Annotated in this window: 11 protein-coding genes; 9 read left to right on the top strand and 2 right to left on the bottom strand. The window is 41.6% G+C overall.

The features are described 5' to 3' along the window. Positions 1 to 106 precede the first annotated feature (106 nt). The 4 genes from RMZ41_RS05775 to RMZ41_RS05760 all read left to right on the top strand — a co-directional run bounded on the left by RMZ41_RS05775 (position 107) and on the right by RMZ41_RS05760 (position 2,528). On the top strand, positions 107 to 883 hold the full coding sequence (locus RMZ41_RS05775) for a 16S rRNA (uracil(1498)-N(3))-methyltransferase (protein WP_322640642.1): 777 nt from the start codon (positions 107 to 109) through the stop codon (positions 881 to 883). Positions 884 to 1,026: 143 nt separating this feature from the next. Further along, the gene (locus tag RMZ41_RS05770; RefSeq protein ID WP_322640641.1) at positions 1,027 to 2,091 is read left to right on the top strand and encodes a tetratricopeptide repeat protein; all 1,065 of its coding nucleotides are present in this window, start codon (positions 1,027 to 1,029) and stop codon (positions 2,089 to 2,091) included. Between the two features lie 34 nt (positions 2,092 to 2,125). After that, positions 2,126 to 2,284 (top strand): hypothetical protein, encoded by a 159-nt coding sequence (locus RMZ41_RS05765; protein ID WP_322640640.1) that lies wholly within the window; start codon positions 2,126 to 2,128, stop codon positions 2,282 to 2,284. After that, on the top strand, positions 2,268 to 2,528 hold the full coding sequence (locus RMZ41_RS05760; protein WP_322640639.1) for an after-VIT domain-containing protein: 261 nt from the start codon (positions 2,268 to 2,270) through the stop codon (positions 2,526 to 2,528). The genes RMZ41_RS05765 and RMZ41_RS05760 overlap by 17 nt, the downstream gene beginning before the upstream one ends. Before the next feature lie 43 nt (positions 2,529 to 2,571). Here the strand turns inward: RMZ41_RS05760 and RMZ41_RS05755 are convergent, their stop codons facing one another. After that, on the bottom strand, positions 2,572 to 3,096 hold the full coding sequence (locus RMZ41_RS05755; protein WP_322640638.1) for a hypothetical protein: 525 nt from the start codon (positions 3,094 to 3,096) through the stop codon (positions 2,572 to 2,574). Positions 3,097 to 3,498: 402 nt separating this feature from the next. Between RMZ41_RS05755 and RMZ41_RS05750 the strand changes: the two genes are divergently transcribed. Next, entirely contained in the window at positions 3,499 to 4,131 is a 633-nt protein-coding gene (locus RMZ41_RS05750; RefSeq protein ID WP_322640637.1) for a triacylglycerol lipase, read from the top strand. A gap of 143 nt (positions 4,132 to 4,274) precedes the next feature. Here RMZ41_RS05750 and RMZ41_RS05745 read toward each other — a convergent pair whose 3' ends face one another. Continuing rightward, positions 4,275 to 4,706, bottom strand: a complete 432-nt coding sequence (locus RMZ41_RS05745) for a VOC family protein (protein ID WP_322640636.1) — start codon at positions 4,704 to 4,706, stop codon at positions 4,275 to 4,277. 609 nt (positions 4,707 to 5,315) lie between these two features. Between RMZ41_RS05745 and RMZ41_RS05740 the strand changes: the two genes are divergently transcribed. The 4 genes from RMZ41_RS05740 to RMZ41_RS05725 all read left to right on the top strand — a co-directional run bounded on the left by RMZ41_RS05740 (position 5,316) and on the right by RMZ41_RS05725 (position 13,826). Then, on the top strand, positions 5,316 to 6,110 hold the full coding sequence (locus RMZ41_RS05740; RefSeq protein WP_322640635.1) for a TIGR00297 family protein: 795 nt from the start codon (positions 5,316 to 5,318) through the stop codon (positions 6,108 to 6,110). Between the two features lie 331 nt (positions 6,111 to 6,441). After that, positions 6,442 to 7,224 carry a peptidylprolyl isomerase gene (locus RMZ41_RS05735; protein WP_322640634.1) on the top strand — a complete coding sequence of 261 codons (783 nt, stop codon included), beginning with the start codon at positions 6,442 to 6,444 and terminating at the stop codon, positions 7,222 to 7,224. Then, on the top strand, positions 7,173 to 9,875 hold the full coding sequence (locus RMZ41_RS05730; RefSeq protein ID WP_322640633.1) for a type I secretion system permease/ATPase: 2,703 nt from the start codon (positions 7,173 to 7,175) through the stop codon (positions 9,873 to 9,875). The genes RMZ41_RS05735 and RMZ41_RS05730 overlap by 52 nt, the downstream gene beginning before the upstream one ends. A 273-nt stretch (positions 9,876 to 10,148) precedes the next feature. After that, positions 10,149 to 13,826: a CARDB domain-containing protein gene (locus RMZ41_RS05725; protein ID WP_322640632.1), complete on the top strand. Its 3,678-nt coding sequence runs from the start codon at positions 10,149 to 10,151 to the stop codon at positions 13,824 to 13,826. Positions 13,827 to 14,121: the final 295 nt, after the last annotated feature.

Raw genomic sequence — 14,121 nt, 5'->3', positions numbered from 1 at the left:
TTGATGACTAAATATACCAATCATTCTAGATTCCTGATAAATTCTGGCTCCTGACTCCTGGGTGCTGAATCCTTACGATTTGATATTCTTGAAATTTTCAACTCCTATGTCTCAACTGCAAAGAATTGCGATCGCACCCTCCCAATTTCAACAAGAACAAATTTTGCTCACCAAAGAACAGCAACATTACTTGGGGCGCGTGTTGCGCTTGCGTGAAGGCGATCGCTTTATTGCAATGGATGGTAAGGGAAAATGGTGGTTGGCGCAGCTTGCAGGGGAGCAGGCGGAGGTTTTAGAAGCGCTTTTGGTAGAAACAGAATTACCTGTATCAATTACGTTGATGGTGGCGTTACCCAAAGGCAATGGATTTGATGAAGTGGTACGGTGTTGTACAGAGTTGGGAGTAACTTGTATTGCACCAGTATTGAGCGATCGCACCTTACTTCATCCTAGCCCTCAAAAGCTCGAACGCTGGCGGCGTATCGCTGCGGAAGCCGCCGAACAATCAGAACGCTCTTTTGTACCAACAATTTTAGAGCCTGTTGCTTTTAATACGGGTTTGTCATTAGTCATTAGTCATTTGTCATTTGCAAATAGCCAGCAATATATCTGTGAAGCGCGTGGTGAGTTTCCCCATTTAAAAGATTGCTTACAGCCCAAAGGACAAATGACAAAGGACATAGACGCTTCTGCGGCTTCCCGCAGGGTAGGACAAATGACAATTGTCATTGCTACCGGGCCAGAAGGGGGATGGACAACACAAGAAATTGAGAATGCGATCGCAGTTGGATTTCAACCTGTTTCCCTTGGTCGCCGCATCCTGAGAGCAGTTACAGCCCCAGTAGTAGCATTATCCTTGATTACCGCAAGTTGTGAAGTATAAATGATTTATAGCTCAATACAGTTCAGATAAGACTAAAACACTTGTAGAGACGGCGATTTATCGCGTCTTTGAACTGTATTGATTTATAGCTCGCGCAAAAGTAATTTTGCGCGAGACATCACTCTAGCGTCTATTTATAAGTGATGATTGAGCAAGTTGCGATCGCCTTTGACCATAAAGATTATCAAACAGCTGCTAAATTACTCAAACAGCTGCAAAAAGAATCACCAGACAATCCTTGGGTGCGATTTTATCTTGGGCGGTTGCATGAAGTATCCAAAAAGTATCAGGATGCGGAAAAAGTTTATCGACAACTGCTGCGAGATACGACAAATACCAAAATAGTGGCGCTAGCACGTCAAGGTTTGCGACGACTACAAGAAATTGAGCTTGAAGAAAGACAAAGAGCCATTTCTCAAGCAAAAGCTGAACCTAATAACACCGAACTTGGCGTATTAGTTTTAGAGCCACTCAGTAACGAACTAAAAACAGAAGCTGCTCGAAAATTCGCCCAAATTATGCAGCTAGACCCCTACACTGCAAGGCTAGTACTACCAAGTCGTGGCTGGAGGTTGTACCGCACTGGTCAAGTAGGAGAACTACAATTTTACGGTAAACAGTTACAGCAGGCTGGTATTCCTTGCTTTTGGGCAACAATAGCTCAAATTCAGCAAATCCAAGTTTATCAAGTCAAACATTTTCAAGAATCTACTTCCCAAGCTACTGTTGTTTGCCGTAATGACACAAATCAACTCGGTTCTCTCACCTTTGACTGGTCAGAAGTCACAGCAAAAGTAGTGGGATTATTACCTATTTTTGAACAAGTTGTAGATATTGATGCCCACCGGAAACTGGAATGGAAAACTCAAACACAAGACTATGCTCAGTTTTGTGATTTACACATACCAGGTAGACGTTGCATTCTCCGATTTGATGATAACGGTTATGAATTCCAGCAAGGTTTAGAAATCATTCCCCAAGCTAGCCAAAATACAATCAGAATTAATTGGAATAGTTTATCAAGTTGGATTGACCAGCAAATACCTCAAGTTAAAATCTGGTCAGATTTCACGTCATTTGCAGATACAACGTTAGATCAAACAGAAATGCTGAGTAATATCAAGTCTCATGTCCATTTGTTTCGCAGGGAACAGAGTAATTGGGACTCAGCTTTTCATTTATATAGTGGGCTGGTGTTTGTTAGATAGATAAAACAATTTATGAGCTAATGGCGGTACAGAAATGCTCAGTGGCATTCGTACATCCATCAATCTCTCCTCACCAGCTGAAAGATTACGCAGTGTTGTACTTCTAACCGATGGCTACATTGGTAACGAAAATGAGATAAGCAGCACCCATCTCTGGGCAGTTAGAGGTCATCAGCGTGACTGGCTTGGATGAAACGGCAATTGCTGACTTAATCCAACACTTAGAACAAACAAATTTACCCCCAGGCTTTGGTGGTGAAATTGTCTTTGAGTTTACAGTCAACAAAGGTCGGGTAGCAGGGATAATGTTGGACGAAGAAGCTTCAACCCAAAAAGATGCAGTTGTAGTGGAGGAAATTAAGCGATCGCTCCTACTTTGGAGAGTTCCCCCATCTACAACTGGTAAACTTGTTTTGATATTGCGTATTTACACTTAACTTATCAGTAGTATAGAGACGCGAAATTTCGCGTCTCTGTGATTTAACCAGGGGTTTTAACCTGACGTGCCATGTCTAAGTAAGCGCTCATATTCGCCCCAGGACGACGACGACCATTAGAGCTAGTCGCTGAAGGAGCGAGATATTTAGGCGCAAAGGTAGTTTCTTTTGGCTCCTCTTTGAGGACTTTAGCTGCTGCGGCTTTTTCATTTTTGCCCGGTTCAACTTTAAGACCCTCAGCAGTCTGGACTAGGGTAACATCAGCTGGTTTGGGATTTTTAGCTGATTTTGCCTTATCCTTCTGTGCAGCGGTTTTTGTTCCGTTCAATGAATCTGGCTTGGATTGGGTTGGAGCTTCTGATGCAATTGCTGTCGTTACTTTCTTAGCATTCGATGTAACTGTTTCTGCTACTTTCTTCGCGTTCGATGCTACTTCTTTAGCAACATCTTTGGCAGCATCTTTGGCTTCGTCCAATTCTAAGAAGTAGCCGTTGCTTTTTTTCTTCCCTGGTAACAGCCCAGTTATAAAACTGAGAATACCTGAAAATAACTTTTTGATAAAATCCATTACAATTACTCCTGCCTGTTATTATCTTGGAACTCGACCGTAATTGTTAAAAATTACGAAAAAATGTTACATTTTCTGCTTTGCGTCACCTTGTTTCGGTGACAACCCTTATAGGTTTGTGCTTAATCAACATTGTAGTAAAACTATAGGGCAAATGTTCTTTATGCAAGCACTTGCGACCCTTATACACCGAGAACTAATTATTAAATTTTACTGTAACTAAGAGCAAGATTCTGAAAGCAAGCTTTATAAAAATTAACACTTCTTGGCTTGAAAATTATTGATTAGACAAAAAGCCAGCAGTTTACGTTTAACCAGTAGGAGGAGTGTCATAGACTTTTGGCAAATACCAACAGTACTTGGTTACATTTTCTACAGACTTTATTCAGCCAAATTTGAGAGATGAATACTGAAAATCAGCAGCGCAATCCCGTGCTATTGGTACACGGCATTGACGATACGGGGTTAGTTTTCTATAAAATGGCAGGGCACTTAGCATTACAGGGATGGTCTGTATATTCCCTGGATTTGGTTCCTAATAATGGTGATGTGGGTCTTGATGAATTGGCAAAGCAGGTAGCCGATTATGTTACAGCCACCTTTGCACCAGAACAAACCCTAGATTTAATCGGCTTCAGTATGGGAGGAATTGTCAGCCGTTACTATATCCAGCGATTGGGAGGAATTAAGCGCGTGCAGAGGTTTATCACCATCTCTTCACCCCATCATGGAACCGTAGTTGCTTATGGTTCTAAGCGTCCTGGTTGTGTACAAATGCGCCCCGACAGCATTTTTCTCAAAGATTTAAATTCTGATGCTGCAATATTGGAGCAACTAGATTTTACATCTATCTGGACACCTTATGATTTGATGATTGTCCCAGCCAATAGTTCACAAATGCCCGTAGGAAGCCAAGTAATAGTACCAGTAGCCCTACACCCTTGGATGCTGACCGACTCAAGGAGTTTAGCAGCAGTAAAAGCAGCTTTAACAAAGCCTATTAAGCAGCCCTTCCTTAAGAAAGCATCCAATTAATAGCCACAATGCTTACCACGCTAGCTTTATTCATCTTTAAATTACGAATTACGTTAGCAAGTTAGACGCTCCTACGGACGCTCGTTCCTCTCTACGAGACGCTGCGCGAACGCTATCAAGCGTCATTCCCAATTCCTAATCCCTTAAGTCCTATCCCCAATTTGCGTATGTTCGTAACTCCCAAAAACTGCCTCTGAGTGACGATAATACTTGAATTCCATTAGGTTATAAAAGGGATCTTCTAAAAAGAAAGTGCGATGCTCAAGAGGAGAACCAACAAAGCGATTTTTAGTTTCTTCACGAAAAAGTAGCTGTTGTTGTTGTGCCCTTTTTAATAATTCTTGCCAATCACGCTCTTGGGTAAAAATTAGCCCAAAGTGTCTAGGATAGATACTGTGTTGCGGTATCAAAGGTTCTTTGGTAACATGAGCCACTAATTGATGACCATAGAGATTGAGAATCAGCGCGTGATGGTTTTCACGACCAGGAATGCAGCCCAAGCCATCCACATAATAGGCTTTTGTTTGGGCAATGTCAGTCACAGGGAAAGCAAGATGGAATAAAGTTTGGCTCATAGCTTGTGGAAAAAATGTTAGTAGTTGATGCTGTCTACAATTGATTCTGTTAAGTTTTAATTGTGGTCAAGTTGATCACAGTTTTAATTGACAACAATTTATATCCTTTATCTTTATAACTAAAACTAGCGACTGAGTACCACTTTAACCACTGCACCTTGTAGCTCAGGAATTTGCTCTATATTTATATAATTTACACTTAACTTTTCAGGTGACTCTTCTCACTTATGCAGGTATACTAATTTATGTTTGTATGGGCACACACTCAAGAACGTAGATTTAATTGCTTATAACTTTATTGTGGATAGTGTGTTGGCAACTTAACGCACCATCCATGATGAAATGCTGGGAATCTTTTATTCGAAGAGTCTACCTCACTAAACAAAAGTTTTGTATTTTGTTTAATCCATGTTCTTAAATCAATATTGCAGTGTATATGTAAGACGTTGGTTGTAGTTTTTCATTTAGTTTGAGGGCAATGGAGATACAATTTAATTAATAATACAAACATATTACTTTAGTTAAAGAAGTTTCAGAAATTAAGCACTAAGTATGACAAATTCGTTATTCTGTTGATGTTCAGACAAAATTACTCATGATTAATTGCTGATGTCATCCTTAATTGATTCTGTTAATCCCTGGTTGGTGGCAGTAGTATTAAACACAATTCTATTGGGTTTAGCTTGGATTGCTCCGAAAAAGCTGCTTACCCCTGCTGGATCGTTTCATGCCTGGTTTCTAGCCATCCTAATTTGGGTAACTCTAGGCTGGCAAGGATATGTAGTAGTAATGTTCTATTTTCTGGTTGGTTCTGGCGTTACCCGCATCGGGATGGCGCAAAAAGAGGCTGAAGGAATTGCCGAAAAGCGTTCTGGGGCAAGGGGGCCAGAGAATGTCTGGGGTTCCGCTTTGACAGGCGCGCTATGTGCCTTGGGAGTAGGGATAATCAATTCAGGATTTCTTGTACCTAGTCCCCAATTCCTAGTCCCCAATCCCCAATCCCTATTATTGTTAGCCTATGTAGCGAGTTTCAGTACTAAACTGGCTGATACTACTGCCAGTGAAGTTGGTAAAGCTTATGGTAAAAGTACCTATCTGATTACTACACTCAAACCAGTGCCTCGCGGTACAGAAGGAGCGGTAAGCTTAGAGGGGACTTTAGCTGGGATTGTCGCTTCTGTTGCGATCGCATTTGTTGGTTGGGGAGTTGGTTTAATCGATCTATTAGGTGTCGCTTGGTGTGTACTGGCAGCATTTATTGCCACTAACTTAGAAAGTGTAATAGGCGCAACACTGCAATCTAAGTATACTTGGCTGACCAATGAAGTAGTAAATATTTTTAATACATTAATCGGTGCGATCGCGGCTGTGCTACTTTCCTGGGCATGGGTAAATATCATTTAGATTGAGAATTGGGAATTGGGCATTGGGAATTGGGGATTGGGCAAAACAGTTCCTCTTTTTTGTTAGCGGTAGCGGGGCAGTAGTAGAAAAGATGCAATCTGCTTTGTTACTGCACTACCGATGATATTTTCAATCCTGTTTTGCCCCCGCTAGACTGTAAACATAATCATGGAAAATTATTGTATTTACTAGCTAGATAATTTTTTGACCATTTAGATGTAATTATTTCATGGAAACTTTATCTTCTTTATTCATCAATGACCAAACAATCTATATATGATTTAATTTAAAATTCTTACTAAGTGTTTCACCATTTTTACATAATTAATTCATGGAATCTTTATCATTTTTGACAATTAATGACCAAATAATTTCTATTGAGGAAGCTGTAAAGTACCTGCAAGCCTCTGGAAAATTGGGGCAGTTCATTGGGGATATTCTCCGCCAGTACGTAATTGAGGAAGAAATCCGAACCCGAGACGATATTGAAATTGGTACAGCAATAACCGAACAGGCCATTATTGACTTTAGACTAAAAAATCAACTCACTGACCCCCAAAGTTTTCAAGAATGGTTAAAGACCAATAACACAGATTACGCCACCTTTCACACATCGGTTACTTTTGGTTACAAGTTAGAAAAACTGAAAGCTGTAGTCACGGAATCAAAAATCCAAGAATATTTTATTGAACGCAAAATCTTTTTGGATCGGGTAGTACTTTCTCGGATAGTTGTTGATAATCGAGAATTGGCAGACGAACTCCAAACCCAAATTGAAGAAGGAGGTAGTTTTGAGCAACTAGCTAAAGAATATTCACTTTCAGATGACCGAATTGTGAACGGCATGATGGGAATAGTCAGCCGAGGAAGTATGCCGGATATATTACGGGCAGCTATAGATGTGGCAACTCCTGGACAATTAATAGGCCCAATAGAAATCGTTGGCAAAGACTCTCCCCAAGGAGAAGGACCTTATGGTTTGTTTCGAGTAGAACAATTTCTGCCAGCGTCTTTAGAAGATACTCAACTCAAGCAAGCATTACAAAATGAGTTATTTGAAAAATGGCTAGCAGAGAAAATTCAAAAACTGACAGTCAAGTTACAAGTGAGTTAAAAATTCTGGATAATGAATCTTTACGATTAAAAGTGCTAGCTTCTTTGCCTTGGAGTCAGCCACCACTATGCTGGCTGACTCCCGAACAACAATCCCAATTAGAAAATGAGTGCCAAACTCGTCAGTATCGTTTGGGAGAAAAAATTTGGTCAAACGATGTTGGTCGTTACCAGTTCTTAATTGTGGCTGGAAAAGTTCGCTTACGAGAAGAGGGAGTTGGCAAACCTTTGGCCGCCCTAGATGTGGGGGATTGGTTTGGTGATTTACAAAAAATGTCTGCGGATTTTAAAGCTGTAGCTGCTAGCAAAGAAGTAGTAGTAGTGTATTGGGATTCAGCGTTGTGGGCAGAATTTTCTAACCCACAAATTCGGGAATTTTGGCAAGTCTTACCAGTGGATATGGAGTCCGAGAGGGAGACTTTTTCCTTCTCTTCCAATCCTTCAGTAATATCAGCCTCAGACGGGACTTCTAGCCCTCACAGCCTCCAACCGCAAAAACGACTCCCAGCCGCCAATTTAATCGTCTCAAATTATCCCTTTGTTGCTAGCTGGAACACTGCTGCTGCTTGTTTGACAATGGTGGCGCAACAGCTAGAAAACTCTGTGCAACTGGAATGGGTGCAGCGTCAACTTAGAGGACAACGCCCAAAACAAGTTGTAGAGGCAGGAGAAAAGTTAGGGCTAGTGTTGCGGCGCTTACAAGTGAGTTGGGGTGAGTTGCGACAGCTATCATTTCCAGCTTTACTGTTGTGGAGTTCTGACTCACCCCAAAGTCCATCTTGGGTGGTAGCTTATGGAGTTAAAGGCGATCGCTTAATTATCGCTAACCCTCTAAATCCCGATCGCCTTTGTGAAAGCTTACCACAGTCCATAGTTGAGGCATCTTGGGATGGACGGTTGTGGCAAGTAGAACTCATATCCCAGCAAGAAAAATTTAACCTCAGTTGGTTTACTCCAGCAGTTTGGAAATATAAAGGATTGCTAACAGAGGTATTATTAGCATCTTTTACCTTGCAGCTTTTGGGGTTAACAACACCGCTAATTACCCAAGTCGTCATCGATAAAGTGATGGTGCAGGGGAGTTTGCCGACTCTCGATGTGATGGCGATCGCACTTTTATGCGTAGCCATCTTTGAGTCTGTACTTGGCATCCTGCGACTATTCATCTTTACCCATACAGCCCGTCGTCTGGATTTAAGTTTATCAGCACAGCTATTTCGCCATCTAATGCGTCTGCCTTTGGCTTATTTTGAGTCGCGGCGCGTCGGAGATACAGTAGCACGAGTCCAGGAACTCGAACAAATTCGTCAGTTTCTCACAGGTACAGCATTAACTGTGATTCTAGATAGCATCTTTGCTGTGGTTTACCTAGCATTGATGTTTTACTATAATATCCCCCTTACCTTTGTGGCTTTAGCAGTACTGCCACTGTTTGCGACTTTGACGATAGTTGCAACACCAATTCTGCGTAACTGGCTGAACGAAACCTTTAACCGGAGTGCTGATAGTCAATCCTTTCTAGTAGAGACAATCACCGGCATTCATTCAGTTAAAGCCCATGCAGCAGAACCAGTCACCCGCGATCGCTGGGAAGGCTTATTTGCTCGCTTCATCCGCACTGGTTTTAAAGCTTCTACTACCTCCAATATCAGCAGCAATATCGGTGACTTCCTCACCAATTTTTCCACCATGCTGATTCTTTGGTTTGGAGCCAAATTAGTCATCGAACAAAAGCTCACAATTGGACAACTAGTTGCCTTTCAAATGCTATCTGGCAGAGTTACAGGCCCACTTTTGCGCTTAGTACAGTTATGGCAAACCCTCCAACAAGTGCTACTTTCTGTAGATCGCATCGGTGATATTCTCAACGTCTCCCCAGAAGCCGAACTCGGAACCGGTCTAGTTTTACCACCCCTAAAAGGACAAGTCACCTTCGAGCAAGTATTTTTCCGCTACCGCCCGAACTTCGAAGCAATTCTGCGGGGAATCTCCTTCAATGCCGAACCAGGGCAATTTGTTGGCATTGTCGGACGTAGCGGTTCTGGTAAAAGTACCCTATCTAAACTATTGCAACGCCTCTATCAAATTGAATCAGGACGTATCCTTATTGATGGTTTTGATATTAAAAGTGCCGATTTAGCTTCACTGCGGCAACAAGTTAGTGTAGTTCTCCAAGAAGACTTTTTATTCAACGGTTCCATTTTGGAAAATATCACTCTCGGTAGCCCTGACATTACCTCAGAACAAGTGGTAGAGGCGGCAAGACTAGCAGTAGCCCACGACTTCATCAGTCAATTACCCTACGGTTATGAAACCAATGTCGGTGAACGCGGTACAGCTTTATCTGGCGGACAAAGGCAACGTATTGCCCTAGCAAGGTTATTTCTTTCCCAAGCGCCGATTTTAGTTTTAGATGAAGCTACCAGCGCTTTGGATAGTGAAACTGAACAACAAGTCCTACAAAACCTGCAAAAAGTTTCCGCTAACCGTACCGTGTTTCTCATTGCTCATCGCTTTGCCCCTCTCAAACGCGCAGATTTGATTTTGGTATTAGAGCAAGGCGTAATTGCCGAACGTGGTACTCACTCAGAGTTATTGCAACAAAAGGGTTTGTATTGGTCACTATATCAACGGCAACAAGCAAACATTTAATACCTTTAACAAGCTAGCTTGTGCTTACTTGATGCCTTAAAAATGGTTTAAAGATAGTCTTTGGCGAATGGAGTTATGCTCCATTCGCCTTTTGAATTTCTTAAGTATGCAGAAAACTGTAATCTTACTTGCTAATTACGCGATCTTATAGTTAAGTATATTTGTAGCACCTGTCTTACAAAGAAATGTCTTACGACTCAATTCCTTATATACCAAGGAATTGAGTACTTATTTTGGTGCGAATCTACTTGACTATACGAAGTGAAAGTACTAATGTTTTTTACCAAAGACCGTAACTCTATTAATGAAAATTCTGCAATAAAAGCCAGTCTTGTATCATCAGAAAAATCTAATATTTTTGATAATCCTAATAATGAATCTGGCTCCAGTTTGAGTAGCATAAATAGTTTTAAGAGTAGTGCAAGTAACAAGAATGCTAATCAAGCGATCGCAGCTATTCAACCAGACCTGATAGCACGTACCGTTTCCGCTCCCAGTTCTGCCGCAGCTGGCAGTACCATTCAATTAAGCTATCAAATTGAGAACCAAGGTAATGCCAGTGCTGGTTATAGCTACACCAAGTTCTATCTGTCTAAGGATCTGAATCTAGGGAGTGAAGATATATTCTTAGGCGATGACTATGTAGCCAGTCTTCCATTTGGTTACTACAGTCCAGAGTCAACCACACTCACCATCAGCAATAGCGTCGCTGCAGGTAGCTATTATCTGGTGTATCAAGCCGATGGCTATAACTATGTTGCCGAAAGCAACGAAAACAACAACGCTGTTGCTGACGTAATTAATATTACTAAACCAGACCTAGTAGTACAAAATATTTCTAATCCCAGTTCGTCGGTGGCTGGAAGTAGCATTCAACTGAACTATCAAATCAAAAACCAAGGCAATGCCAGTGCTGTTGCTAGCAACACCAAGTTTTATCTCTCCCAAGATTTGAATATCGGAAATGAAGATGTGTACTTGGGCTATGACTACGTTAGCGGCATTGCTGCGGGTAGTTATAGTTCCGAGTCAACCACACTCAATATTGGCAGTAACATCACTGCCGGGAATTATTACTTAGCATACATCGCCGATGGTGATGGAAATGTTGCTGAAAGCAATGAAACTAACAACGGTATTGCCGGAGTAATCACCATTACTCCAACTCAAAAATCAGACCTGATAGTTCAAAATACCTCAGCCCCTAGTACAGCATCAGTTGGTAGCACTATTCAACTAAGCTATCAGATCAAGAATCAAGGTGTTGGTGGTGCTGTTGCAACTAGCACCAAGTTTTATATATCCAAGGATAATGCCTTTAGTAATGACGATGTATTGTTAGGCTCCGATGGCGTTAACGCTATTGCCGCAGGTGCTACTAGCTCAGAAACAGCATCAGTGATCATTAACAATGCGATCGCCACAGGTAACTATTACTTACTCTATCAAGCTGATGGTGCAGGAAATGCACTTGAGAGCAATGAAACCAATAACTTTGCTAGTAAAGCGATCGCTATTACCCAAGCAGACTTAATAATACAAAACGCTGTATCTCCCAGTACAACAGCCGTTGGTAGCACCATTCAACTGAGCTATCAGGTAAAAAATCAAGGTGTTGGTGGTGCTGTTGCAACTACCACCAAGTTTTATATATCTAAGGATAATGCTTTTAGTAATGATGATGTGTTGGTCGGCTCCGATGGCGTTAACGCTGTTGCCGCAGGTGCTACTAGCTCAGAAACAGCATCAGCCATCATTAACAATGCGATCGCCGCAGGTAACTATTATCTGTTGTATAAAGCTGATGCTAATGGCAATGTTGGCGAAAGCAACGAAACTAATAACATTGTCAGCAAAGCGATCGCTATTAATGGCCCTAAACCAGACCTAATTATCCAAAATATTTCGGCTCCTAGTCTTGTTGACCCCGGTAGCTTAATCACAGTCAATTATCAACTAGCCAATCAAGGTACTGCTAGTGCTGGTTCTAGTACAACGAAGTTTTATCTTTCTAAAGATACGACCTTGAGCGGCGATGACACATACTTAAGCTATTCCCGAAGCTACTTCTACTCTGGATTAGGCGAAGGTAAATATAGTTCAGAGTCCTATTCTTTAATACTCAGCAGTAATATTACTTTTGGAAATTACTACCTGCTCTTACAAGCCGATGGCAATGGCGAGATTTTTGAAAGTAATGAAAACAACAACGTTACGGCCAAAGCAATTACGATTGCGGCACCAGACCTATTAATACAAAATCCTTCGGCTCCTGCTAGCGCCAACATTGGTACAACAATCCAACTAAGCTATCAGGTGAAAAATCAAGGTAATGGTAAAGCTGGTGTTAACACCATACGCTTTTATCTTTCTAAAGATACCAGCCTCAGTACTGAGGACATTTCGCTCGGTTCGGATATTATCGGTATCTCTGACATTGCTCCCTCTGCTGTAATTTCCGAGTCTGCATCCCTGTACCTTTCCAGCACTATTACTCCCGGTAGCTACTATCTTCTATACCAAGCTGATGGTTTTGGATCGTTGAGAGAAAGCAATGAAAATAACAATGTCGTTGCCAAAGCGATCGCAATTACTGCACCAGACTTAGTAATACAAAATGCTACGTCTGCTGCTACTAGTGCTGCTATCGGTACTACACTCCTAGTTAATTATCAACTGAAAAACCAAGGTAATGGCAGTGCTGGAGGGAGTAAGACAAGTTTTTATCTTTCACGAGATACAACATTTGGTAACGATGATGATATCAGCTTAGGTACAGAAATTGAGGGTAGTTCGACTCTGGCACCTTCTGCCGTTACTTCTCGCTCCACATCTATTACGCTTGCTCCTACTATTAGTGCTGGGAAATACTACCTGATATTTAAAGCCGATGGGCTAGGAAATGTCGTTGAAAGCAACGAAGGTAACAACGGCGTTTACATTAACACACCAATTACCTTGAATCCTGTCAATGGTGGCGGATTTAACTCCACTACAGGTTATGGCTTAGTAAATGCCGCCGCCGCAGTAGCAAAAGCTTTAGGTCAGAGTACGTTTGCTGATGTGCCTGACTTAGGTGGTGATAATTGGGGAGCCGATGCAATTAAAGCACCAGAAGTTTGGGCAAAGGGATACACTGGTCAGGGCGTTATTGTAGCTGTGATAGATAGTGGGGTAGATTACAATCACCCTGACTTGAACGCTAATATCTGGAAAAATACCAAGGAAATTGCTGGCAACGGCAAAGATGATGATGGTAATGGCTACATTGATGATGTCAACGGTTGGAACTTCGTCGGCAACAATAACAATCCATTAGATGACAACGGTCATGGTACTCATGTTGCTGGCACTATTGCTGGAGTGAAAAATAGCTTTGGTGTCACTGGTATTGCCTATAATGCCAAGATTATGCCGGTGAAAGTTATGAATAGCGATGGTCAAGGTACTAATAGTGCGATCGCCAAAGGTATTCGTTACGCAGTGGATAATGGAGCTAATGTCATTAACCTCAGCTTAGGTGGTTCTGCGAGCAGCGATGAACAGTCAGCCATTCAATATGCTGCCAGCAAAGGCGCAATTACAGTTATGGCAGCAGGTAATGATGGTAAATCAGAACCAGACTATCCTGCCCACTATGCTACCCAGTGGGGACTTGCGGTTGGAGCAGTGTTCTACGATCGGACACTTACCGACTTCTCTCACCGCGCTGGAACAACTCCACTCGCATACGTTACAGCGCCTGGAGCATACTTTGAAGGTGATGGAGATCTAGGAATTGGTATTTATTCGACACTTCCGGGTAATAAGTATGGTTCTAAAGACGGAACATCTATGGCGGCTCCTCATGTTGCGGGTGTAGTTGCGCTAATGCTAAGTGCTAAGAAAGGTCTAACTGATGCCCAAGTGCGTCAAATTCTCACAACGACAGCAGCAAATAGCTTGGCATAGAACAATCCCTTAAGTGTCGTTTATCAAAAGTAAAATAGAATTTTTATAGGAGGCGGAATGAGCAGCAAATGCTGCTCATTCCGCCTCTTATTTATAATTAGGTAGATTTTAAAATACGTGAAAATCAGTGTAGCTCTTCACAAAAATCCTGATTATCATCATATTTTTTTGGTAATAAAATTAGCATTTTATTATTAGATTTCATAGTAATTATTAACAATACAGCTTATTCACCCATGAAAATTTTCATGAGTGAATAAACTGGTAAAAACCATTGCCAATATTGAGAAAAAAC

Source organism: Nostoc sp. DedVER02 (assembly GCF_034530675.2).
GTDB lineage: Bacteria > Cyanobacteriota > Cyanobacteriia > Cyanobacteriales > Nostocaceae > Nostoc.
The sequence above is the reverse complement of the archived record's forward strand: the minus strand, read 5'-3'. Positions and strand labels throughout refer to the sequence as shown.